The sequence below is a fragment of the Nitrosopumilus sp. genome, assembly GCA_029862745.1.
Classification (GTDB): Archaea; Thermoproteota; Nitrososphaeria; order Nitrososphaerales; family Nitrosopumilaceae; genus Nitrosopumilus.
Window position 1 is genome coordinate 85,958 of record JAOTWS010000006.1, and the last position, 22,762, is coordinate 108,719.

Annotated in this window: 33 protein-coding genes and 1 tRNA gene; 17 read left to right on the plus strand and 17 right to left on the minus strand. The window is 32.2% G+C overall.

From position 1 onward, the window contains the following. The first annotated feature begins 6 nt into the window (after window positions 1-6). The 5 genes from OEM44_07825 to OEM44_07845 all read left to right on the plus strand — a co-directional run bounded on the left by OEM44_07825 (window position 7) and on the right by OEM44_07845 (window position 2,002). Window positions 7-330 (plus strand): 50S ribosomal protein L18e, encoded by a 324-nt coding sequence (locus OEM44_07825; protein ID MDH3516706.1) that lies wholly within the window; start codon window positions 7-9, stop codon window positions 328-330. Beyond that, window positions 323-787, plus strand: coding sequence for a 50S ribosomal protein L13 (rplM, locus tag OEM44_07830; protein MDH3516707.1), 465 nt, complete (start codon window positions 323-325; stop codon window positions 785-787). Before OEM44_07825 ends, rplM begins: the two co-directional genes overlap by 8 nt. Next, complete coding sequence (gene rpsI / locus OEM44_07835; protein MDH3516708.1) at window positions 784-1,233, plus strand: 30S ribosomal protein S9; 450 nt, start codon at window positions 784-786, stop codon at window positions 1,231-1,233. The genes rplM and rpsI overlap by 4 nt, the downstream gene beginning before the upstream one ends. Window positions 1,234-1,427: 194 nt before the next feature. After that, on the plus strand, window positions 1,428-1,739 hold the full coding sequence (gene eif1A, locus OEM44_07840; GenBank protein ID MDH3516709.1) for a translation initiation factor eIF-1A: 312 nt from the start codon (window positions 1,428-1,430) through the stop codon (window positions 1,737-1,739). Window positions 1,740-1,810: 71 nt separating this feature from the next. After that, on the plus strand, window positions 1,811-2,002 hold the full coding sequence (locus OEM44_07845) for a cold-shock protein (protein ID MDH3516710.1): 192 nt from the start codon (window positions 1,811-1,813) through the stop codon (window positions 2,000-2,002). A 98-nt stretch (window positions 2,003-2,100) separates the two neighbouring features. On the opposite strand, the gene OEM44_07850 is transcribed toward OEM44_07845, so the two are convergent. After that, window positions 2,101-2,227 (minus strand) — tRNA-Tyr (locus tag OEM44_07850). Window positions 2,228-2,333: 106 nt separating this feature from the next. Between OEM44_07850 and OEM44_07855 the strand changes: the two genes are divergently transcribed. Both OEM44_07855 and OEM44_07860 read left to right on the plus strand, forming a co-directional pair. Further along, complete coding sequence (locus OEM44_07855; GenBank protein ID MDH3516711.1) at window positions 2,334-2,945, plus strand: hypothetical protein; 612 nt, start codon at window positions 2,334-2,336, stop codon at window positions 2,943-2,945. A gap of 101 nt (window positions 2,946-3,046) precedes the next feature. Continuing rightward, window positions 3,047-3,595, plus strand: a complete 549-nt coding sequence (locus OEM44_07860) for an HD domain-containing protein (protein ID MDH3516712.1) — start codon at window positions 3,047-3,049, stop codon at window positions 3,593-3,595. Between the two features lie 181 nt (window positions 3,596-3,776). Here OEM44_07860 and OEM44_07865 read toward each other — a convergent pair whose 3' ends face one another. Then, window positions 3,777-3,965 carry a hypothetical protein gene (locus OEM44_07865; protein ID MDH3516713.1) on the minus strand — a complete coding sequence of 63 codons (189 nt, stop codon included), beginning with the start codon at window positions 3,963-3,965 and terminating at the stop codon, window positions 3,777-3,779. Window positions 3,966-3,977: 12 nt separating this feature from the next. Here OEM44_07865 and OEM44_07870 point away from each other — a divergent pair, with 12 nt between their 5' ends. Further along, window positions 3,978-4,388: a translation initiation factor IF-5A gene (locus OEM44_07870; GenBank protein ID MDH3516714.1), complete on the plus strand. Its 411-nt coding sequence runs from the start codon at window positions 3,978-3,980 to the stop codon at window positions 4,386-4,388. Window positions 4,389-4,523: 135 nt separating this feature from the next. Here the strand turns inward: OEM44_07870 and OEM44_07875 are convergent, their stop codons facing one another. Together OEM44_07875 and OEM44_07880 are read right to left on the minus strand one after the other, a co-directional pair. Continuing rightward, on the minus strand, window positions 4,524-4,649 hold the full coding sequence (locus tag OEM44_07875) for a hypothetical protein (GenBank protein ID MDH3516715.1): 126 nt from the start codon (window positions 4,647-4,649) through the stop codon (window positions 4,524-4,526). A gap of 627 nt (window positions 4,650-5,276) precedes the next feature. Then, the gene (locus tag OEM44_07880; GenBank protein ID MDH3516716.1) at window positions 5,277-5,627 is read right to left on the minus strand and encodes a hypothetical protein; all 351 of its coding nucleotides are present in this window, start codon (window positions 5,625-5,627) and stop codon (window positions 5,277-5,279) included. Between the two features lie 496 nt (window positions 5,628-6,123). On the opposite strand from OEM44_07880, the gene OEM44_07885 reads away from it, so the two are divergent. From OEM44_07885 to OEM44_07895, 3 genes are read left to right on the plus strand one after another with little or no spacing between them, the layout of a single operon-like run. Further along, window positions 6,124-6,813, plus strand: a complete 690-nt coding sequence (locus OEM44_07885; protein ID MDH3516717.1) for a diphthine--ammonia ligase — start codon at window positions 6,124-6,126, stop codon at window positions 6,811-6,813. Continuing rightward, window positions 6,806-8,131: a signal recognition particle receptor subunit alpha gene (locus OEM44_07890; GenBank protein ID MDH3516718.1), complete on the plus strand. Its 1,326-nt coding sequence runs from the start codon at window positions 6,806-6,808 to the stop codon at window positions 8,129-8,131. The genes OEM44_07885 and OEM44_07890 overlap by 8 nt, the downstream gene beginning before the upstream one ends. Window positions 8,132-8,155: 24 nt before the next feature. After that, a complete protein-coding gene (locus OEM44_07895; GenBank protein MDH3516719.1) occupies window positions 8,156-9,304 on the plus strand; it encodes a tRNA pseudouridine(54/55) synthase Pus10 in 1,149 nt (382 codons plus the stop codon). Between the two features lie 26 nt (window positions 9,305-9,330). On the opposite strand, the gene OEM44_07900 is transcribed toward OEM44_07895, so the two are convergent. The 6 genes from OEM44_07900 to OEM44_07925 form a co-directional block, all read right to left on the minus strand. After that, complete coding sequence (locus OEM44_07900) at window positions 9,331-9,576, minus strand: hypothetical protein (GenBank protein MDH3516720.1); 246 nt, start codon at window positions 9,574-9,576, stop codon at window positions 9,331-9,333. Then, window positions 9,569-9,805, minus strand: coding sequence for a hypothetical protein (locus OEM44_07905; GenBank protein ID MDH3516721.1), 237 nt, complete (start codon window positions 9,803-9,805; stop codon window positions 9,569-9,571). Before OEM44_07905 ends, OEM44_07900 begins: the two co-directional genes overlap by 8 nt. A 29-nt stretch (window positions 9,806-9,834) precedes the next feature. Beyond that, entirely contained in the window at window positions 9,835-9,963 is a 129-nt protein-coding gene (locus OEM44_07910; protein MDH3516722.1) for a hypothetical protein, read from the minus strand. Window positions 9,964-10,343: 380 nt separating this feature from the next. Further along, on the minus strand, window positions 10,344-10,697 hold the full coding sequence (locus OEM44_07915) for a hypothetical protein (GenBank protein MDH3516723.1): 354 nt from the start codon (window positions 10,695-10,697) through the stop codon (window positions 10,344-10,346). An 87-nt stretch (window positions 10,698-10,784) separates the two neighbouring features. Next, the gene (locus tag OEM44_07920; protein MDH3516724.1) at window positions 10,785-11,117 is read right to left on the minus strand and encodes a pyrimidine dimer DNA glycosylase/endonuclease V; all 333 of its coding nucleotides are present in this window, start codon (window positions 11,115-11,117) and stop codon (window positions 10,785-10,787) included. A gap of 61 nt (window positions 11,118-11,178) precedes the next feature. Next, window positions 11,179-12,078 carry a transcription factor TFIIB gene (locus OEM44_07925; protein ID MDH3516725.1) on the minus strand — a complete coding sequence of 300 codons (900 nt, stop codon included), beginning with the start codon at window positions 12,076-12,078 and terminating at the stop codon, window positions 11,179-11,181. 701 nt (window positions 12,079-12,779) lie between these two features. Here OEM44_07925 and OEM44_07930 point away from each other — a divergent pair. Further along, window positions 12,780-13,487 (plus strand): hypothetical protein, encoded by a 708-nt coding sequence (locus OEM44_07930; GenBank protein ID MDH3516726.1) that lies wholly within the window; start codon window positions 12,780-12,782, stop codon window positions 13,485-13,487. 87 nt (window positions 13,488-13,574) lie between these two features. Here the strand turns inward: OEM44_07930 and OEM44_07935 are convergent, their stop codons facing one another. Together OEM44_07935 and OEM44_07940 are read right to left on the minus strand one after the other, a co-directional pair. Continuing rightward, window positions 13,575-13,748, minus strand: coding sequence for a 30S ribosomal protein S27ae (locus OEM44_07935; GenBank protein MDH3516727.1), 174 nt, complete (start codon window positions 13,746-13,748; stop codon window positions 13,575-13,577). Next, window positions 13,748-14,155, minus strand: a complete 408-nt coding sequence (locus tag OEM44_07940) for a hypothetical protein (GenBank protein ID MDH3516728.1) — start codon at window positions 14,153-14,155, stop codon at window positions 13,748-13,750. The genes OEM44_07935 and OEM44_07940 overlap by 1 nt, the downstream gene beginning before the upstream one ends. Window positions 14,156-14,238: 83 nt before the next feature. On the opposite strand from OEM44_07940, the gene OEM44_07945 reads away from it, so the two are divergent. Next, window positions 14,239-14,799 carry a DUF309 domain-containing protein gene (locus OEM44_07945; protein ID MDH3516729.1) on the plus strand — a complete coding sequence of 187 codons (561 nt, stop codon included), beginning with the start codon at window positions 14,239-14,241 and terminating at the stop codon, window positions 14,797-14,799. Here the strand turns inward: OEM44_07945 and OEM44_07950 are convergent. Next, on the minus strand, window positions 14,783-16,114 hold the full coding sequence (locus OEM44_07950; GenBank protein MDH3516730.1) for an alkaline phosphatase family protein: 1,332 nt from the start codon (window positions 16,112-16,114) through the stop codon (window positions 14,783-14,785). The two genes, OEM44_07945 and OEM44_07950, sit on opposite strands and share 17 nt — an antisense overlap. A 166-nt stretch (window positions 16,115-16,280) precedes the next feature. Between OEM44_07950 and OEM44_07955 the strand changes: the two genes are divergently transcribed. Both OEM44_07955 and OEM44_07960 read left to right on the plus strand, forming a co-directional pair. Beyond that, window positions 16,281-17,297, plus strand: a complete 1,017-nt coding sequence (locus OEM44_07955) for a galactose-1-phosphate uridylyltransferase (GenBank protein MDH3516731.1) — start codon at window positions 16,281-16,283, stop codon at window positions 17,295-17,297. Between the two features lie 42 nt (window positions 17,298-17,339). Then, window positions 17,340-17,780, plus strand: a complete 441-nt coding sequence (locus tag OEM44_07960; protein MDH3516732.1) for a hypothetical protein — start codon at window positions 17,340-17,342, stop codon at window positions 17,778-17,780. Here the strand turns inward: OEM44_07960 and OEM44_07965 are convergent. From OEM44_07965 to thiD, 3 genes are read right to left on the minus strand one after another with little or no spacing between them, the layout of a single operon-like run. Then, window positions 17,777-18,214, minus strand: a complete 438-nt coding sequence (locus OEM44_07965) for a GNAT family N-acetyltransferase (GenBank protein ID MDH3516733.1) — start codon at window positions 18,212-18,214, stop codon at window positions 17,777-17,779. The genes OEM44_07960 and OEM44_07965 overlap by 4 nt on opposite strands. Before the next feature lie 8 nt (window positions 18,215-18,222). Next, window positions 18,223-18,924, minus strand: coding sequence for a nucleotidyltransferase family protein (locus OEM44_07970; protein MDH3516734.1), 702 nt, complete (start codon window positions 18,922-18,924; stop codon window positions 18,223-18,225). Between the two features lie 49 nt (window positions 18,925-18,973). Next, the gene (thiD, locus tag OEM44_07975; GenBank protein MDH3516735.1) at window positions 18,974-20,272 is read right to left on the minus strand and encodes a bifunctional hydroxymethylpyrimidine kinase/phosphomethylpyrimidine kinase; all 1,299 of its coding nucleotides are present in this window, start codon (window positions 20,270-20,272) and stop codon (window positions 18,974-18,976) included. 112 nt (window positions 20,273-20,384) lie between these two features. Here thiD and OEM44_07980 point away from each other — a divergent pair, with 112 nt between their 5' ends. Then, window positions 20,385-20,576 (plus strand): hypothetical protein, encoded by a 192-nt coding sequence (locus OEM44_07980; protein MDH3516736.1) that lies wholly within the window; start codon window positions 20,385-20,387, stop codon window positions 20,574-20,576. A 459-nt stretch (window positions 20,577-21,035) separates the two neighbouring features. Next, complete coding sequence (gene thiC, locus OEM44_07985; protein ID MDH3516737.1) at window positions 21,036-22,370, plus strand: phosphomethylpyrimidine synthase ThiC; 1,335 nt, start codon at window positions 21,036-21,038, stop codon at window positions 22,368-22,370. Here the strand turns inward: thiC and OEM44_07990 are convergent. Then, the gene (locus OEM44_07990) at window positions 22,353-22,757 is read right to left on the minus strand and encodes an NUDIX domain-containing protein (protein ID MDH3516738.1); all 405 of its coding nucleotides are present in this window, start codon (window positions 22,755-22,757) and stop codon (window positions 22,353-22,355) included. The two genes, thiC and OEM44_07990, sit on opposite strands and share 18 nt — an antisense overlap. Between the last annotated feature and the right edge of the window lie 5 nt (window positions 22,758-22,762).

The following is a 22,762-nucleotide window of genomic DNA, read 5'->3' on the forward strand; positions in this document are numbered from 1 at the left end:
ATACGTATGGCCAATGATCTAAAAAAGGCATCATCCAAAAACGATGCTCCAATTTGGGCAAAATTGGCAGAATATGCGCTGAAACCAAGTATTGCAAGAAGAGATCTTAACTTGAATAGAATTGCACAACTGACAAAAGAAAATGATACAGTTGTATTTCCAGGAAAAGTTCTTGGAACAGGTAACATTCCTCACAAAATTACATTATTTTCATTTTCAATTTCAAATTCTGCTGCTAATAAAATAACAGGAAACGGTGGAAAATTGATCAGTTATTCAGAACTGATTGAGAAAAATCCTACAGGAAAGGGAGTTGTACTGCTTGGCTAAACAACAAACAGAGATCAGAACAGACAGACCAATTGTAGTAGATGCAACCGACCACATTGCAGGAAGATTATCATCAAATGTTGCAAAATTACTAATCAATGGAAACAGAGTTTCAGTAGTGAATTGTGAAAAAATCATGATGAGCGGAACAAGAAGTAACCAGATCAAGGAGTACAGAGAATTTTTAGAAATCAACAGTATAATTAATCCAAAGCATGGACCAGTCCATTACAGAAGACCAGATACTCTCATGACAAAGATGATTCGTCAAATGCTACCATATGATAGAAAACCATCTGGAAAAGAAGCGCATCAAAGACTAAGGACATACATTGGTTCCCCAAAAGAACTCAAGTCATTAGCGAAAATTCAATTCGAAAAAGCTAAGATTAAGAAAACATCATCAAACTATACTTCAATAGGTGAATTGTGTAGAATAATAGGGTGGACTGAATGACAATTCCAAAAACAGAAATTTATTTTGCAACTAGAAAGACAGCTACTGCACATGTATACATTACAAAAGGACAGGGTAGAGTCAGAATCAATAACGTTCCAGTAGAAATGATTCCGCAAGAAACAGCTCGTGAAGTCATACTAGCGCCATTAGAAATTACAGGGGATTTAAGAGACAAGATAGATATCTCTGTTAGAGTAAGAGGTGGAGGTTATATGGGGCAAGCCAGTGCAATTGCAACTGGGATTACAAGAGCACTTATTGGATGGACTAAATCTAAAAAAGAACCAAAAGAACATCCATTCCCAAAATCTGCAAGAGACGACCTAAGAAAACGTATTTCAGATTTTGACAAGTATCTAGTAAGTGGAGATGCCAGACAAAAAGAACCAAAGAAATTTGGCGGCCCTGGTGCAAGAAGAAGAAAACAGAAATCATACCGTTAGACTGTTAAGGATAATTTTTGTAGGTAGAGAACTCCAATACATTTTGATCATTCAAATCAAAAGTTTCTTGAATGTCAATTGGTTATCAGTATGTAAAACCAGGATAGATTTAGGCAAACATTAGTGGATTTGATTATGTGTGAATTTGTCCAGGTTACCCTACCAGTTATATGCTCATAAACATAATCAGTGTTATGGGTAAACGCCAAGTAAAGAATGAAAGTGCACTTAAAGAAATTCGTCTACCTGAAGAAGGTGAAGTTTTTGGACGGGTATTGAAAATGCTTGGGGGTGAAAATGTCATGGTAAAATGTGCTGATGGCATTACTAGACGAGGAAGAATCAGAGGAAAGTTGAAAAGAAGAGTTTGGATTAGAGATAATGATATAGTCATTATTGCACCTTGGGATTTTAATGAGGCTGAACGCGGAGATATTGTTTGGAGATTTACTCTTCCTCAAGTTGAATGGCTAAAAGACAATGAGCATATTGCTAAAGATTTCTAAATTTTCTAATTATTATTTGATTTTTAAGAAATGACTTAGTTAATATAGTGAATTGATTGCTCTAAAATTAAATGGAACAAGGCACCGTAAAATGGTTTAACCGTACTAAGGGCTTTGGTTTTATCGAAAGAGAATCTGGCGACGATCTATTTGTTCACAAATCAGATGTTGACGGATTCATCAATGAAGGCGATAAAGTCGAGTTTGAGGTAGGCGAAGGTCAAAAAGGACCAGCAGCCCAAAAAGTCAAAAAATCAGCATAGGCAATAAATTTTTTAATTTAAGAGTTCAAATTTGTTTTCTTAAATCAGTCTATCTTTTTATTTTTAAAGATTATTTTTTTTTATTCATCAGAAATGTGTGGTCCCAAGCGAAGGAATTGAACCTTCGACAACCCGGTTTCTGTATGCCTGATATGCTGTTTTTCGGTCAGCCATCTAAAGCCAACAACTACAGCCGGAAGCTCTACCAGGCTGAGCTAGCTTGGGACAAGAAAAACGAAGTTTACTGCTATTAAAAAACTATCGTAGATAACATTGGTTAATAATTTCAATTGTAATAAGCATAAATACCCTAAAAAAATGATAGGTTTCGTTGTCATTAATGACATTGCCTTATCCGGGTTATGTTTGCGTGCCATATACGAACACACATCAATCTATTGATCTCAGAGAAACTTGGATTAATTCCAAGAATATTGAGGAATTATTTTTTGTTACAGGAACTTTTTCTAATGAATGCAAGCCTTACTTTTCTGATTCTGTAAACCACTATCTTTTAGCTAAATTCAAAGACAATGAACAGATATCTAAAGAACTAACTGTTTATAATCAGAACAAAACATCTTTTGTATTTAATATCAAAGACGAATTTTTTCAAAGAGAAGTTGTGAGAAATGCTAATTTTATTTCTATATATTATTTAGAATATGTGGATGACATTGAAGATGTTAAAGAAATCGCAAACCTATTTTTGAAAAAAGATAAAATTAAGATATCAGGTATTGGCAATATGAATACATTTTGTATTAATCCTGCAAAATTTACATTTCCATATTCTGAAAATATTGTGGTGATTGAAATTGCTAGTGAAAAGAGTCATCAGAGTGTAAAGAAATACTGTGATCAAACGAAACGTGATGCTAACCGAAAAGGATTATCGCTTACAAATCTTCTCAGTCTGTCTATTCTTGAATCTTTAAAGTAAAACAGATAGATTCCTAATTTGTGATTCTCTGCTACAATAAAACTTGGAATTTATTTATCATAATATTAGAGGACGTCATTAGGTTTTGTGGAGAATGATTTTTGGATCTTCTAAAAAAAGGTGAATTATTTGCAAAAAAGAAACATTATGGGATGGTAGTTAAAGATAGTACTATTCCCTATTCAAAACATCTAGAAGATGTAGTCAATAGGCTTAAAAGTTTAGGTGTAATTGATGAAGAGATTCTATGTGCAGGTTGGCTTCATGAGGTAATAGACAAAACATCTACTAGTTTTGATGATCTCTTCGAACAATTTGGAAGTAAAATAACTGTATTAGTGTCCTCAGTATCTAAAGATCCATCATTAACACGAAAACAACAAGATGCAGCATATGTTAAACAAATTAAAGAATCATCAATAGATTCAAAATTAATACTGTTATGCGATATTTCTGCAAACCTAAGTGATCTAAAAAATACCAAATCATCCAAGTCAAAAAAACTACGTATACTCAAACAAAAAAGGCATTATCTTACAGCAATTAAAAATGATTTGATACAAAATAGTAATTATCCAAAAATCATTCCGTTAATAGAGACCATTAATGATATTTTAAAAAAATGGGGTCAAAGACGGATATTTTATTAGATTGGAATTAAGATTGAGTTTGATCGATATTATTGTTGACGCTCTAGATTGACTCTCTAGTATGATAACTACAATCCATATGAGTTGCAAAGAAGGATTTGTTCATAATTTTGCATGGTTTGAGATATTATCAAAGAATATGTGTATTCATTGCGGGAAAGAAAAATCTTAAAAATCGAATCTAATCTTTAGATTTCTTATCTTTTTTTTGTTCAGAATCCTCTGCTTTGTCTCTTACTTTTTTCATGACACAAAATTTGCGTAGAGTATTACGTAATCCCATTTTACAATTTTTATCCAGTCTAGGTTGTATTAAGGATATGGCTTTTCGAATATCTTCTGTTGTCTGAAAAGTTAAATATTCGACCAAAAACTGTTTTGCATGAGTAAACCATCTGATCTTGGTTCCTTAAAAATTGGGTCATACATCCTATTACCACATTCTGATCAACCAAGTGGGGAACCATGTCGTATTGTTGAATATGACACATCAAAACCTGGAAAACATGGTGCAGCAAAAGCTAGAATTGTTGGAGAAGGTATCTTTGATGGTCAAAAAAGACCTCATGTTGGTCCAGTCAGCATGCAGATTCATGTTCCAATGATTAACAAGAAAGTAGGCCAAATCATTTCAATTAATGGAGATGTCGTACAAGTTATGGATTCAGAAACGTTTGAGACACTAGATATCAATTTAATTGACGATGAGGTTAAAGGTAAATTGGAAAACGGACAGAATGTGGAATACTGGGTTGTTATGGACAAAACTAAAATCATGCGTATTAAAAATTAGGGCTAATTAGTTTTACAAAATATCACATATTCAGTTTTTAAGAAAGTTAGATGGTGCAAGTAAATGTGCCAGAAGTTTTATGATTATGAACATAATTTACAGTGGCATTATAATTAGAATTAAATCAACTCATACCTATTCTCTGCACGCCTTACATAGACGAATCAGTATCATTCCATGTGTTTTTTCAACAGTACTGTGAACCTTGGTCAATGTAACTTCCACTACAGCATCATGGCATACCTCGCATGTTCCAATCATGCCTATAATATCATTAAAATGAGATAAGATAGAATATCAAAAACTGATTAGATCTTAGTCAATGATCTGATACATCTTGATTACCTAGCTTTTCTGAAAAAAGAGAGTGTTCAAGGAATTGCACAATTACATAAGAATTGTATTTAATGATTGTCGTGGAAGTTATCACAAAAGATAGACCACATTTTGAGCATTAAAAGAAGATATTGCACGCTCATGACATGGTAGGTCCACGTATGTTAGACGGTGATAAAACAGACAAAGACTAATTTTTTATGACGGTGAATATCAAAGTCAGCTAATCTCTTCGGATTCTTATAGGCATACTGAGGTTGACCGTATTCAACAATGATCAATTAAACCAAATGATACAGTTAAACAAAAAATAATTTAAAACTTAATTGATAGTAGAAAGAAAATCATAACGAAATAGTTTTGGATCTTAATATCTATGTCCATGCAAAGATAGCCAACATCAAATCAAAACTAAATTTCTATGATATTAATATTAAATGAATTGGAATTAAGGATGACAATTAAAAGTAGATACTGAAAAGATTAAGTGAAGGGAATTATCTTTTTATGATTTTGTATACCATTCCGTTTTTATTATTCTAGTATGGAGTTTTACTTTTTTAATTCAAACTTTTCCAGTAGGCTTAATAATTTATCTTTTTTATCTTTACTTATCTTGTTGTCTTGAGTGATTATCTCAACAATATAACGCATAACTAAATTATTATTTTCAAAATATTTGATATCTTGTGACTCTTGATTTAACATTCTTTTCTCCATTTCAAGTATTACCATTTTATTTTGTAGAGTCATAATTCGATTCTCTAATACCATTTTATCATGATTAATTTTGTTACATTCATCATAATCATTGTTTTTTAGTTTTACATTAATTTCTTCTATTTGCTTTTTAACAATCTGAAGTGCTTTCTCTTTTGTGTTATCAAGGGTTTCTGCTTCCAATCATTTTATTTTTTTCATCTTCTTAATTAATTCTCTTTTTGTATCTCATTGCAAATTACCTTATTCAATATTTTGTATCCTTTGAGTCCTTTGAGGGATTCAATTACGTTTCATAGAAGGTGTATATCTTGAGGTATTCCTAATTTCAGACGATCCAAATCCATGAATAATGATAAGACAAATCACAGTACAATATACTTAAAGATGAATTTAGGAATCAAACCTAAATATCAATTTCCTTGCTTGAAATTACATATAATTCATTTATCTTAAATATACTCAAATTAAATTACAATCAATAACTAGTTTGACTTCAATGCAAAATAACAAGCCAATTCATTTCGACCGTAGGACTAAAATCATGCACATTAAGAGTTAATCTGATGCTGATGATGAGCGGAAAAGCCGTCTGAATGTTGATGAGGATTATGAGTAATGAAGCATCATCATTTTTCAACAAATTTGAAGTGTTTGTTGAATTGATTTTTTTTAGATCATGAGATTAGCTTCCCTGTTTTCAGGTGGAAAAGATAGTACATTTGCAATCCATCTAGCACAAAAACAAGGACATGAGATAGTATGTCTTCTGAGTATTTTCCCAAAATCTGAAGAAAGTCATTTACTACATCATCCGAATATAAAGTGGACAAATCTTCAATCACAATCTATGAACATTCCTCAATTAACAACCAAGGCCTCATCTGATGAATCTGATAATGAATTGATAACTCTTGGAAAGTTATTAGATATTGCAAAAAATCGATTTAATATTGAGGGGGTAGTACATGGTGGAATTAAAAGTAAATTTCAAAAAGAAAAATTTGAAACTATTTGCTCAAAATTTAATTTAATACCAATTTCACCTCTGTGGGATTCTGAACCAGTACAATACATGAATGATCTACTTGATTCCAATTACGAGTTTATAATGACTAGTGTATCTTCTGATGGATTAAATGATTCCTGGCTTGGTAAATCTATTTCGAAATCGGACATTGGCACATTAAAAAAATTATCCGAAAAGTATGGATTTAACTTAAATTTTGAAGGTGGTGAGGCAGAAACATTTGTAATTAATTGTCCTCTTTTTTCAAATTCGATCAAAATTAAAAAATATAAAAAAATATGGGATGGGTATAGAGGAAGGTTTGAAATAGTGGATGCTGAATTAAATTACAATGCTTGACGGACTCAAGAATAGCTTAAGTGACGCAATCAAGAAAATTGTCAAATCTTCAGGAATTGATGAAGAATTAATCAAAGATTTATCCAAAGATGTCCAAAGAGCACTGTTACAATCAGATGTCAATGTACGCTTGGTTCTTGAAATTACAAAACACCTAGAGGAACGCGCTCTAAACGAAATTCCTCCACCAGGACTTTCACGTAAAGATCACATAATCAAGATTCTATATGACGAACTTTCAAAATTACTTGGAAATGAATCTAATTTTGATTTTAAACCTGGAAAACAAAATAAAATAATTCTCTTAGGAATTCAAGGTAGTGGGAAAACTACTGTAGCATCTAAACTTGCTAAATTTTTATCCCGACAAGGATATAAGATTGGAGTTATAGGTGCAGATACTTACAGACCTGGGGCATTAGTTCAGCTTAAAACAATGTGTGAAAAATCAAATGTTGAAGTTTACGGTGAAGAAAACAATAAAGATTCTCCAAACATTGTAAGAAATGGATTAAAACATTTTGAAGGACAACCATTAGATGTCATTTTAATTGACACTGCAGGTCGTCACAAAGAAGAAAAGGATCTGCTTGAAGAAATGGAAAGAATTAACAAAGCAGCAGATCCTGATCTGGTATTACTTGTTATTGATGGAACTATTGGGCAACAGTGTTTTAATCAAGCGGAGGCATTTCACAAAACAATTCCTGTTGGAGGCATAATCATCACTAAATTAGATAGCTCTGCAAAAGGAGGCGGTGCACTTGCTGCATCTGCAGCTACAGGAGCACAAATTATGTACATTGGCACGGGTGAAAGAATTGATGATTTAGAAAAATTTTCACCAACTAGATTTGTGGGACGACTTCTTGGAATGGGAGATATTCAAGCTGTGTTAGATTTAGCAAAAAGATTAGAAAATGAAGGCGATGATGTTAGAATGAAAAGAATCTCTAGTGGAAAAATGAATATGGATGATTTCTTTTATCAGCTAGAAGAAGTAACAAAAGTAGGCTCTTTGAGAGGACTTTTGGATAGTATGCCTGGACTTTCAGGGATGGTCAAAAATGATCAAGTAGATCAAATGGAAGGCCGAGTTTCAAAATGGAGGTATATCATTCAAAGTATGACTAAAGAAGAAAAAGCAGATCCTAGCTTGATAAATGCATCTAGAATCAAAAGAATTTCGCGTGGTTCTGGATGGCCTGAAAGTGAAGTTAAGGAACTCATCAAAAATTACAAAAACTCTAAGAATATGATGAAAGCATCTAAAGGACGTCAAATGCAAGGTACTCTTAGAAAAATGGGTTTAGGATAATTTTTTACGTAAATTTTTTCTAACATGACTAAATATCAAAAAATTATTCCTATTGCAAATCAAATTATAAAAAAATACAACCTATGTGATAATTGTCTAGGTAGACTATTCTCTAAAAAATTATATCTTTCATCGAACAAGTTACTTGGTAGAAAACTCAAAAAAAACCTAAATTCAAAGCAAAAGTGCTATATCTGCAAAAATCTGTTTGAACATTTAGATATTTACTTAAAATTGATGAATGAGAAATCAGATGGTTATTCCTTCTCCTCTTTCAGTGTCGGAGCTTTGATCAAACCATCAATTATTGAAAGAGATGACCATATTCGTTCTGAATACAAATTAAGAGGAATTGATAGTATCAAGACAGACATTACAAAAGAGTTAGGAAGATCCTTTTCAAAAAAATCCAAAAAAAAAATTGAACATTTGGATCCTGAGATCACTTTTACTTTAAATTTAAAAGATGAATTATGCCAATTACGTTCAAAATCTGTCACTTTTTCTGGGCGATATGTAAAAACTCTAAGAGGACTCACACAAAAACAAAAACCATGCAGTAATTGTTCTGGAAAAGGCTGTAGAATTTGTAATTTTCATGGGATTTCAGAATTTAATAGCATTGAAGGTTTGATTTCTAAATTCTTTTTTGAGAAACTTGGTGGAACGACTGCTAAATTTACCTGGATCGGGGGTGAGGATAAATCAAGTTTGGTGTTGGGATCTGGGAGACCTTTTTTTGTTAAAATTCAAAATCCATTAAAAAGGAGATTGAGAGTAACGCATGTTAAACTTGGTTCACTTGAAATCAACAATTTGAAAACTATAAACGAATCTCCTAAAAAACCTGTTAAATTTATTTCAATCATAAATGTGAAAATATGCACAGATTTTGAAATAGATACTGAAAATCTTAAAAAATTAAAAGATCTTAAAAAGCAACCTATAGTAGTTTATGATAAATCTGGAAAACGCTCAGAGAAGAAAGTGTTTAGTGTAGGATATAAAAAAAATTCAAAAAAAATATTTACATTGAAAATCAAAACTGAAGGAGGTCTACCTATCAAAAGATTTGTAACCGGGGATGATATTTTTCCTAGTCCACATCATATTCTAAACACCCAATGCATATGTCAAGAATTTGATTTTCTTGATATTGAAGTACAACAATAATGATAATGAAGAAAAACATTTAGAATCTAAGGAGTGAAATATCCTGCTTGCCATTGTAGTTTTTGCTCCTCAGTTCCAAAGATGTTAATTGATTTATCAAAACAATCTACACGATCTAAGCCTTGATCAAATAATCTTTTACAGTCCTCTAGCGTTAGTTGGAGGTTCTTTTGATCACGTATTGTTGCAACTTCTTGATAATTTGAATTTCCTATAATCCCAATAATGATGGCAATTACAAATACAACTACAATAATTATCAGATTATTCAATCAAACCACTTCGTTTTAATGCCTGCATGTAGTTTTGAGTCTGAATTTTGGATTTATCCGAGTATTTATTTTTCTCAAGCCAATTTTGCAAGGTTTCGTATTTGAATTCTAGATCTGTTTTAAGCATCGACTTACGAATAATTTGCCAATCCTTGTCTTTTACTGACTGAGATCTAATCATAGTTGGAATCCAATCAAAGAACTTAAACTTGTACCACTTTAAAAACATGAATTTCTCTATTGATAGTCTCCCTTATTTTAGCACATCACATCTCTACATTCAGACATCAAAAACGTAGTTAGAATGAATCCTCCAAGTATTGTAATTCCAAGTGTAATTAATAATCCTGCAAGAATAGTTTTTTTCTCATCAAGTTTCATTACCATGGTTAAAATTTTTAATTAGAGTATATCAAGCGATGGCAGTTTGATGGCTAGTGGTAAAAAAATTCAGGATGATACCTAGATTGGATAGAGCATAAAGATGATCTATAAAGATTATTTTTTAAACAGTATCCAAATTCTGGTCCCCACAAAAATCCCCACTCCTAAAATGATCAAAAATGGTACTATGAATTGAGATTCATCCATGATATCTAATACTCATTGATTGTATTTATGGAGAAAAATAAGAGTTGTAATAACAAGTTAATATTATAATAGTAATATCAAATACAAACTAATAGAAAATCTCTTAACATCGTATCAGCGATCAATGAAAAGTTACTAAAAATTATGAAATGGTATTAAAAAATAACATAAAAAAATTATGGGGAGAGACCTGTACCGCTGACATTTCTATCCCATGCATCTACCATTGAGTTTTGTCTCAGATCAAGTTCTTCCAGGTATCCATTTATTTCTCCTGCTGGAATGTAAAATGTAGCAGAAACAATATCTCCTACATCTGCATCACAGTTTGGAACAACAACTGAACGCCCTACACTTGACTCACCAACACAACCATAGTCAGTTACAGTGATTACTGATACATCCTCAGTTACTAGAGTTGGAACAATATTCCAAGGAGTTATTGTAAAGACTAGTATTACTGAAGTTGCAACAGCTACTATAGCTAGAAACTTTAGCTGTGGTGTTTTTTTGTTTTTTGTTTGTTGCATTTCTTGTCACTACTAATTACACTTTGTAGAATATAACATGATGCTAACTTTTAGAATAGTGCTAACTTTTGCAATTAAATAAAAAGATCATGTTACTTTACAATCACAATTTTTGTTTTTTAGAATTCCAATTTGTTCAATGGGAGTATCTATGAAGGCATCTTGAATATATTTTCCAGTTAACTTTCGTTTGTCAAGTGGACTCTTGTGATTGTACCCCCTATGACTCATCTCTTTTACAAGTTTTTCATGTCTGAGATACATTGCATTTAGTTTTCCCTTCCACCTAATTGTTTCAGGATGCATAGAATATCCCTTTTTCTTTTCGGTTATTACAGTCCACATCGCATGTAGTTCACGATGTTCTCCCAGTAGGTGATTTCGACACAATCTACTTGGAGAGATATCCCAAATTCTCATCTAAAAGAGATATTCAGTGCATGAATAAATAATTTGAAACTAAAAGTTTCTAGTGCCAATATTATTTTCTTTTGGCTACCACTAATTCTTTTACTCTATTGCGAATAGTTACAGCACTTATTCCTGAAATCTGGGAAATTCTTGTCTGTGAAACTTTTTCATGGTTGTCTTGTATTGCCAGATATACTGCAGCAGCTGCCATGGCCATTGGATGCTTGCCGGAAGTTATTTCACTTTTCTGACCAAACTCCAAAATCTTTCTTGCATCTTGTTTTGTTTTTTCAGAAACATTGGCCTCACTTGATATGCGCTCTATGAACTTACATGGGCTGTAAGACAATGAATTGACTTCATCAAGATTTGCGTGCAATGTGCGGTAGACACGCTGGAGTGTCTTCTTTTTTATTCCTGAAGCATTTGCGATATCAGCCAGAGTTCTAGGCGTATCTGTAAGACGGCATGCAATATACACTACTGCACATAACACTGACTGATTTGAGCGACCATGCAATAATTCCTTCTGCTCCACCTTTCTAAACAGGTATGCTGATTTTTCTACAACGTACTCAGGTAATCCAAGTTTGGAGCGCATCCCATCAAGAAATGTAAATGCTTTGATGTATGATTGCTTGGTAATGGCAGATCTGCTGTTTCTATCCCACATTCTCAAGCGATAAAACATTCTCCTGTTTTCAGGAGAAAGGGATCTTCCAGTGGAATCTCTGTTTTTAGATTCCATAATTGTAGACAGTCCCATATCTGCCATTTTCAGAGATATTTTTTGTCCCGTTCTTGCACTATTCTGTTGTCCATCCATGCCTTGGAACGCATTTTCAGGTCCAAAATCAATCGCATTCTCAGACAATACAACTCCACAATTACCACATGTTATCTCCCCGATCATTGTATCAGTAATCTTGATTGGGTGTAGACATGTCTTATCCAAATGATTTGTAGGCATATGATATTAATGGCCATTACTGAATTTTAACCACGTGTAATTTTTTTTATAGTGCTAAACCAAATACATGAATCCTGCATTTCAAGATTCTGCATACCAGAATTTTTTGCAATTATAGCAATTTTTCCCATGTTGAGAGCACATCTTAATTTTTTATCTCTAGATTTCCAAAATTATTTGAACCGCAAGTAGGATGTCCTAGATCATTTACTATATCATTAGGTATTCTTCATTCTTTTAGAATGTCATAATGAAATATTTTTTGCGGGTTTCTTTACAATTTTATTAAAATCAGGGATTAATACAAAATTATTTTTAAATGATTATGTCTCAATAATAATCCTAATTTTAGTACTATATCTAATACAAACTATTAAAACAATAATAATTATTGTTAGAAGTTATATCAAGGGTTAAATCTTTAATATTTTTTACATTTGACATATCTGAAACTCCCATCTTGACTACATGTTTCTGAGTAATCCTCCCCTTCCCAATTAGAGAATAATCTAGTGTTTTGTCCGTTAATGATAACAATTAACTAGCACTAAATATCATGAAACTATATGCCAGAAAGGAAAAAAAATAAACATCAAAGACATGCTGACCAAAGAGCAGATAGACGTAAAAAAAAGAAAAGTGGAAAGCCTAGATCCTAATCGAATTAACATTTTTACATTCAAAGTTTTTGAGGAGAAATATTGGACCCATTAGTGCGTTTCAAAGATGCGTATTCAAAAGGAATCATTCCTGCTGACGCTTATGAGCTTGTTCTAAAACGCTTTCCTATTGTCCTATCTGGAATAAAAAGAATCGAAAAAGCATCCGGGGTTCAATACCCAGTAGCTTATGTGGAACCATCACTTGTAATTTCATCGGATAATCCAAATTCGTATGAGTATGGTATCTTATTTGCCAGGACTATTCCAATTATGATTGAAGAAAAATTTCAGGTAGTAATTCAGATTTCAGCTCCTTTGATTGCTTACGGTCTTAAAGGAACAATACATGCGATTTTAGCACATGAGTTTCTTCATTTTCTTGATTTGATGAGAAAAATTTCAAAAATGGAATTAATTTCTGATGAAATTTCTGGAAATTTATTTGAGAATGCATATAGTGATGAAACTAGGTTATTTGAACCACGAGCTGTTTTTAATGATCGTACTTTGTTACAACACATTACAAAAAAATTCCCTGCAGGATTTCGTGATTATAAGCTAGAAGATAAAGTGATAAAATTTTGGGTTAAGAGAGATCTTCCAAAATCCAATATTTCTTTAGATACAAACACTGTAAGATTATCTGCAGAATCTCTTTCTAAAATTAAATTAGATCCTGCATTTATTTTAAAAATCCAACAACTAGAAAAAAGAAGTACTAAAATCCATAAAAAGCGATTGTATTAATTTATTTTTATTTAGGTTAATAATAAATTTTAATTGCAAACAGAAGGATTTGAAAACAAGATAGTGTATATTATTACTTAGAGAATATTACTGAATAAACTCTGTGAGTCCACATTTTCCACATGTGTGTCTATCTTTGTGTTCGGACATGTATACTCCTTTTCCGCATCTTGAGCAAATTTTTCTAATTCTTGTTAATTTGTCTCCGTCAACTTTAAAATATTTGTAAACATTAGGACTAGAGCCTTTCTTTCCAGCCATTATTCTGTTTTCTCCCCTTCTTCTTCTTTTGCTGGTGATTCTTCAGTGGCAGCTGTCTCTTTTGCTGCTGCTGCGTCTTTTTCTGCGGTCTCTTTTGCGGCAGCCTCTGCTTCTGCAATTTTTGCTTTTATCTTTTCTAGTCTTGAGAATATAGTAGGATTAACATGTTTTTTTGCTAATGCTTCATCATTGTAAACATAAAAAGTTCCGGTAACTAGGGATTTACCTACTTGGGTTTTTAGGTTAATTGGAATCACGACTTTACCGTCAAGTTTGAATTCTTTTGTAATCATGTCTGCTGCTTCTAGGGTTTTGAGTTTACCACCTAATCCAGCAAAATTACATGTAATCTCCCTTCTGGATAGAAAGGTATTATCCACATCTGTAATTGTCTGAATGATAGACATGTATCCAAAATCCTTTGTGTATTTCATATAAACCTTGATTGGTCTTGCAGAAGAAATTTAAGAAAAACCTATCAAATAATACCATGGAACGATATATGATTCATTTAAAAAATACGGATTATTCTCCTAAAAATTCTCGTGAACTAGTTTACAGAGCTAGAGATCTGGTATCTGACATGAATGCTTCAGTACGGATTGCCAGGGTTGCAAGAAATTTTATAGAATTTGATGTAGCTGTAGAAAAAAAAGATCTCGACTCTATGGTTGAAAAATTATCTGTTATCGCGCCAATTGATAATATTAGACATGTTGTAGAAGAGAAAATTGAAAAAGAACAAGGGATATCTGATGGTATTTTTTATTTTAATAATGAACGATTCTGGGAAAGTCATGAGGCCTTTGAGGGGGTTTGGAAACAATGCTTTGGTAGAGAAAAAGAACTAGTGCAAGGAATAATCTTAATGGCAGTTGCATTTGCTCATGCTCAAAAAAATGATATCAGTATTGGAATAGGAATGCTCAGAAGAGTTTTGGATAAACTAGGAACATCGCCATCTACATATCATTCAATTGATATTGATAGAATAAGAAACAAGGCCATCGAAATGCAACAAGCAGATAACTTGACTATATTTGAGATTTAATTAATTCAAGAGCTTTAGCTACTACTTCTGCACCTTGAAGCAAACCTATACTTCCTTTCTTTGCTTGCTGCTCAGTCATTCTTGTAGTTCCATCTTTTTTGATAAAGTCTCCTGAAACTAAAATTGGGACAGGATCATCACTATGTCCTTTATTAATACAAGGCGTAGAGTGATCAGCAGAAATTACAATTGCAACTTTACTTGAATCAATATTTTCAACAAGAGTTTTAAAAAATCTTTGATCAATCTCTTCTATGTTTTTCATCTTGCCTATGGCATCCCCATCATGACCAAATTCATCAGGTCCTTTTAGATGCACATATATGGAATTTTGAGTTTCCATTGCTTTTGCAGCAACTTTAGCTTTTTCCTCATAATCTGTTAATCCGCCTGCTTCAAATGCTTTCATCTTTAGAACTTCTGAAATTCCAAGCTCGACGGGCATATCTACTATACATGAAAAATTCATACTATATTTTTCATTAATTGGAATCACATCAGGGTATTTGTTTCCCGCATCTCGGAGTAAAATGCAACTAAGTTCCTTTTTGTTCTGTGCTTTTCTTTTTTTATTAATTTCACTTTCCTTCATTATTTTAATTGCATTTTCTGAAAATTCATTTACTAAATTTGCAGTAAATTTGGATTCTTTGGTGTCTGTAAGGGGTAAACATTTTTCAATCTTTAAAAAATCACCAACAGTTTTTGCTACTCCCATGCCTCCAATATTGCTGTAAGCTGGGTCTGTGTTGGTAATTTTTGATGATAATTGTGAATTACTTCTAATTCTAACTGTAACCCTATGTCCAATTGTTGGAGATACTATTACAGATGTATCTGGACTTGAAAAAGTAATTTTTTCTTCAATTTCTTTTGCAATTCCATATGCATCTTCTTTTTCAATATTTCTTCCTGCTCGTCTGTCTATGATTAGACCTTCCTCATCTAATGTAGAATAATTTCCTCTTAATGCTAAATCTCCATCTTTAAAGTCAATGCCAATTCCTATTGCCTCAATAACGCCTCTACCTACATACTCTGCATGGTCGAACTTGTATCCAAGCATATTGAATACCGCAATGTCAGATTCAGGAGCTATCCCTTTTCCAACTGAGATAACTTCACCTATAGCACCATTACTGGCAATTTTATCTAATATTGGCGTATTTGCAGCTTCTAATGGGGTTTTTCCATCTAAATCAGGATGCGGAAGATCTCCAACTCCATCTAAAAGAACATAGATCATGTGAATATCAGAATTATCCATTAAGACTCTGTTTACTTCAGATCGAATTCTCTCTTTTAAATCTTGCAACAATATTCATGATTAAAATAAAACATGATGATTTTTTTTAAAATCATATTTCTGATCAAAGTAAAAAGATCTCAATCATGAATACTAGTATACATTTAATTTTTGATTTTAAATTTTATTTGATCTTAGTAAACGTTTTAACAGTGACTGACTTCTAAATACAATTATGGGCGATATGCGTAAAGATTACGTTTCTGAACGTTTCATGATTGTAACAAAAAAAGATGACAAAGTTATTGATCCAAAAAAATCACCATTTGCGCCTGGCAATGAATCTATGACAAATCCTTCTGTCTTGTCTCTTGTTGCAAAAGATGGAATGCTTCAGCGTTTACAAGATAATGAAGATGAATACGTAGAGGGATGGGCTATTAGAGTTTTTGAAAGTAAAAACCCAATAGTTTCAATTGACACTGAGAATTCATACAGTGACAGACCATTTTATAGTGAACCAGCATATGGCTATCATTACATTGTTGTTGCATCCCCAAATGAAAAAGATACTTTTGCAACAATTGATACTGAACAATGGTCAAATGTTTTAGTTGTTGTTCAAGACAGATTAAGATGGCTTTACACTCAAAAGGGTGTAACATACGTTTCAATATATGCTGACCATGGGGAACTAGCAGGAAATCTAAATCCTCATCCTCATCTCAATTTATTAACATTTTCTACAATCCCACCAGTAATTGAGATAGAAGCTGAGGAATCACATAAAATTCTGAACGAAAAGGGCGTATGCCCTATGTGTCAAACAATAAATGAGGAAATTAGTGGTCCAAGGCAAATACTACAAACCGAGGGATTCATTGCATTTTCTCCTTGGGCACCTTCATATCCATACGAGTTTTGGATTTCCCCTAAAAAACACACTACAAGCTTTTCAAAAATCACTCAAAAAGAAATCAATGATTTATCGTTGATTTTAAGAGCTACATTAGGCGGCTTATCAAAAACTGTTAAAAACGTATCATACAATCTTGTTTTCCATCTTTCTCCTGAAAAGAAAAATAGCAGGCAAATCCATTGGCATATTGAAATTTATCCAATTACTAAATCTCGGTCCGGATTGGAACGAGGGTACGGAATTTTCTTAAATGATATATCTCCTGAACAAGCTGCAGAAAAACTTGGAGCAAGTTCTAGGAAAGAATTAGCTAATCTTGTTGGAATTATCTAATTTTTTGAATGGTTTATTTATCAACTAAAATCTGTTAGAATCATGGCAATTGAAAAATGGCTTGCAGTCACTAGTGTTGCTTTGTTTGCAATGTTTGCAGGTGAAATGATTTCAGTTTATAATTTTATGGCTAATGTTCCTGAAGATTTTGACTTTGCAACATCATTCACTGCTGATCCCAAAATATTGCAATTTATCTCAATAGGTGTTGCACCAGCTGGAATTTTAGCTGCAGTTGCGTTTATCATGTCAAAAAAATATGGTTCAAGAAAAATTGGTGGATTAATTATTGTTGGAGGGATAATTTTGTTATCAGGAATGTTGGTATGTTATGCCCTATTAGAAGATATTAAAGAAATTTACCTTACAGATTCAGTCAAGTTTATTCCTATTTTATTTATGGCATTATCCTTTGCCGTAATGGGAACTGGTATATACTTGGTCAAGAATATACATACGCGCCCTAAGAAAGAATACTTTTAGATGTGATCGAATCTTAATTCATTTGCAATATTTTTGAACCCTATTTTTTCATAAAATGGTTTTATCTCATCAGTACAAGCCAAAATTGTCTTGTAACAGCCCCGATTCTTTGCATATTCTAAAACATATTTTATAATTTTTTCTCCTATTTTTTTACCTTGGAATTTATTATCTACTACAACATCTTCTATATGGCCAACTATTCCACCGGCATGAATGAATTTTTGTTCAATTAGGAGAGTTGTCGCTCCAACTATTTTCCCATCTAATTCTGCAACTACTATAACATGATCAGGATTAGAGTTAATTTTATCAAAAATCTCGTTTGCTTTATTTTTGTCAATGCTGCTTGTTCGTTTTAAAGAATCTAAGGAAGTAAGAAATCCATTCCAGAGATCCTCTTTTCTTAATTCTCTTATGATTAAATTATTCATTTTTGTTTTCAGATCTTACCGAGTTTTTGAATATATTCTTGATATGCTTTTTTGTATGATAATTTATTGCCTATGTCTATGAATCCTTTTTTTGTTATGAAACTACTGATAATTCTTTTTTTATTCATCGCTTTTTTTATCATATCATCCATTCCATAGGGTATGTTTTTTGGAATTAAATTAAAAACTTCAGGCTCCATAATATAACAACCCATGTTTACATTTGCTTTTATCTCTGGTTTCTCATTCCAACTTGTAACCTTACCTGTTTTAGAAGTTTCAATAACACCATATGGTAAATTAGTTTTGTATTCGTTTAAACTCATGGTTACAAATGCTCTTTTTGCAGAATGTTGTTTTATCATATTTCTAAGACTAAAATTAAAAATTGAATCGCCATACATACAAACAAAAGTATCATCGATAAATTCTTCAGCAGTTTTAAGTTGACCTGCAGTAGCTAATGGTTTATTTGATATTGCGTACTCTATAGAGACTCCAAATCTTTGTCCATCTTCAAAATAATCCTCGATTGTTTTTCTAAGATAACTTACACACAAAACGATTGATTTGACTCCGTTTTTTCTTGTCCAATCAATCAGATGCTCCAGAATTGGTTTTTCACCTAAGGGTAACATTGGTTTTGGAAGAAATGTAGTGTATGGTTGAAGCCTAGTACCTAATCCTCCAGCAAGAATCACGGCTTTCATAAATCATATTTGATGTGTGATTATTTATGTTCAAGGATAGATCTTGATTTTAAATTATTTTTAAAATTTTTTCTATTATGTCATTTGGATTTTTTCCAAAAATTATGATCATTGGTTCTTTTCCAAAATCACCTTTATGAAAAATTATGTCTGGAGTATTTTTTAAATCCTTAATGGCTTGCTTTATTCCCCATTCTATTGATGAGCCACTACTTTTCACATTTCTAGGCTCTTGAATTCGATCATAACTTGAAATCACTAATTTTGATTTTTTGATTTTTAAGATAGTTGAGTTTTGATATTTTAGATTAATTGCAGACCTTAACTCAGGATATTTTTTACTAATTGTAAGCAGTGCAGTTGCAACATGCTTTGAACCTCCATAACTAAGATTTCCAGCCACTGTAACTTCATTTCCAGTCTTAACTATTCTTCCAGATATACCCAAAATATCATTTATTGATTTTGGGTTTTCTTTTGAATATACAAAATTTGTTTGGCATTCTGGAATATTTTTATGAATATTTTTAATTTCTACAAAGGTATCAATTGCAATTAGTAACTCTAGATTAATTCTGTCTTTTTCTTGAATATTTGTAACTGAAATTCCTTTTCCAATTTTTTCGGCATTTTTTATTGATTTGTATGTAAATTCTTTAGCAAATTTTACTGATTCCTGTATGCTTTTGTTTTTTGCAAGAGCAAAAAGCATCGCCGCTGAATAATTACAACCACTACCATGGTTATTTCTGGCAATAAAATCTCCTGAAATAGAATAATTCCGTGTATTTTCAAAAATAAAATCTGTGATCTTATTGTTTTTTCCTCTAATGCCAGTGATTACTACATTCTTTGCTCCCATTTTTTGGATGATTTTTCCAATTTTTCTAAAAGAATTTTTTGAATTGATCTTAGTTTTGGATAATATTTCTGCCTCAAATTCGTTTGGTGTTATTATTGTTGCAAGTGGGATTATGTATTTTTGAAAGTCTTTGATTGCTAATTTCTCAATTAACAATCCACCAGTAGTTGATTTTATTACCGGATCAACAACTATTGGAATTTTTGATTTCTTTAATTTTTGATAGAGAATTTTGATAATTTGAGAATTAAACACCATTCCAATTTTTATTCCATCAATTTTAAAATCTGTTAATATTGAATCTAATTGATTTCTCAGAATTTTCTGAGAAACTGGTTCAATCATTCCAAAAGTTGATGTGTTTTGACCTGTAATAGCTGTGATTACAGTCAATCCATAGACATTGAGTGAAAAAAATGTTTTGATATCGCTTTGAATTCCTGCACCTGATGAAGGATCAGATCCGCCTATGGAAAGTAAATTCATAAAATTTTGTTGTTTTCTGTACTAATCTATTTTTCTTTCAAATTAATAATTCAGTTGAGTTTTGATCGTTACCCACGATATCTATTTTATACTTGTATGAATTAATTCATCGATGGTTAGAATTCCAATAAAGCACAATTCTCCACCAGAAGTATTACAGTGTACTGTTTGTTTACTTCCCATGCAATATCAATCAATGAAAAATGGAAAATTTGTATGGCAGTGTTTCAAATGTGGAAAACAATATTTGATTTCCAAACACGGAGATGAAGATCTAGAAGAAAGTAGGAGTCCTCCTAGATGACATATGGACCATGAAATAGAACTCCTGAAATCTGTGAATCATAAGATTGGTAGTTACATTTCATTGATTTGAGCCAAAAATTGAATTAAAAGTGAAATCAGTAAAATAAAATAAAACTTTGTAAAACCACCTTGAGTCGGGGTACATCGTCACGCCCATTGTGAATAAAGTTACAGAAATCATCTCTGAGAGACGATCTTTAGAAAACAAACAGAATTTGAGTTAATCGTTTATTCTGATGACTGGGTTGCACATTCAAAAGAACAAAAACTATCTTTAATACTGTTAAATTCTCTACCACAATGAATGCATTCTCTATTTGCTCTCATACAGTAAACTAGTAATTCTTGCATAAAAAAGTAGATCAAATTTATCAATATAAGGCTAAGAAAATTTATCCATCAATTCGTTTGACGAGTTCACGATTGTTTAAATCAGGCAAAAGGATAGATAGTGTTAATGGCTACTCAGATGACCTCTGCTAGACGTGGGATTGCTACTGATGAAATGAAACAAGTAGCAAAAGATGAAGATGTTTCACTAGAGTGGTTAATCCCAAAGATTGCACGTGGTTCAATAATAATTCCAAGTAATAATATCAGACCACAAAAAATTCATAATGTTGGGATTGGTAAAGGTCTTAAAACTAAAGTCAATGTAAACATAGGAACTTCAACTCTAAATGTAAATTTAGAAGAAGAAATCGAAAAGGCAAAAATCGCAGTAAAATACCATGCAGATACAATGATGGATCTCAGTGATGGGGGAGATGTTAAAATGATTAGACAAACCCTAATGCAATCAGCTCCAATTACATTTGGGACCGTGCCAATTTATGAGGCATACAATTATGGTGTAGAAGTTCACAAAAACCCTTTGAATTTAACTGAGGATGATTATCTTAACGCATTTGAAAATAATGCAAAAGATGGTGTTGATTACACTACAATCCATTGTGGAATTACAAAAGAAATTGCCAAAAGAATTCTTAAAGTTCAGAGATATGGAGGAGTCGTAAGTAAGGGAGGAACTATTACTGCTGCATGGATGTTAAAACATGATAAAGAAAATCCTTACTTGACTCATTATGATTATTTAATTGAGATTGCCAAAAAATATGATGTGACATTTAGTCTTGGAGATGCACTCAGACCAGGTTCAATTTTGGATTCACATGATGAACTTCAAGTTCAAGAGATGATCAATATTTCACAATTGACAAAACGTGCTCATAAACAAGATATTCAAGTAATGGTTGAAGGTCCCGGACATGTTCCATTAAACGAAGTTGCAGCTAACGTGAGATTAGCCAAATCATTAATTGGCGATGTTCCCTATTATGTACTTGGGCCTTTAGTTACAGACATTGCATCAGGTCATGATCATATTGCAAGTGCAATTGGTGCTGCAGTTTCTGCAAGTGAAGGTGTTGATCTTTTATGTTATCTTACTCCTTCTGAACATCTCTCTTTACCAAATGCTGAGGATGTCAAAGCAGGATTAATTGCATATAGAATTGCAGCTCATGCAGGTGATCTTGTTAAAATTCGTGATAAAGTGATAAAATGGGATATTGAAATGACTGAAGCAAGACGTACTTTGGATTGGGAAAAACAACTAGCATTATCCATAGATCCTGAAGAAGCTGCAAAAATCCATAGTAGAACTGGGCAACATCCTGGAAACAATGTTCCTTGTACTATGTGTGGCGGTGCTTGTGTGTACATGATGCTTCCACAGCAGAAAAAATATGAAAAAGAAAAAGAAAAAGAAAATTTACAACAAATTGAATAATACTTTCTGAAGGCTAGGTACAGTTTCATAATCTTTCAACTCTTCTACTTTAATCCATTTAAAATCCGAATTTTCCCAATTGAGTATAATTGTTGAATTATGTGATTCAAACAAAAATGAGAATATCTCCCACTCGTGATTGATGTATTGTGGTGAGTTTACTCTCATTACTTCTGCTGATTTAACTAGTGTGATTTGATCATCTTTAAGTCCAACTTCTTCAAAAATTTCAATTTTAGCTCTTTGTAATGGTTCTTCATTTTTTTCTATTATTCCACTAATTCCTGCCCATAATCCTTTCATAGTTTTTACTTTATTACTTCTTTTGAGAATCAATAATAGATCATCATTTTTAATAAAAGATGTAACTATCTTTGTTGAACGCATATCTG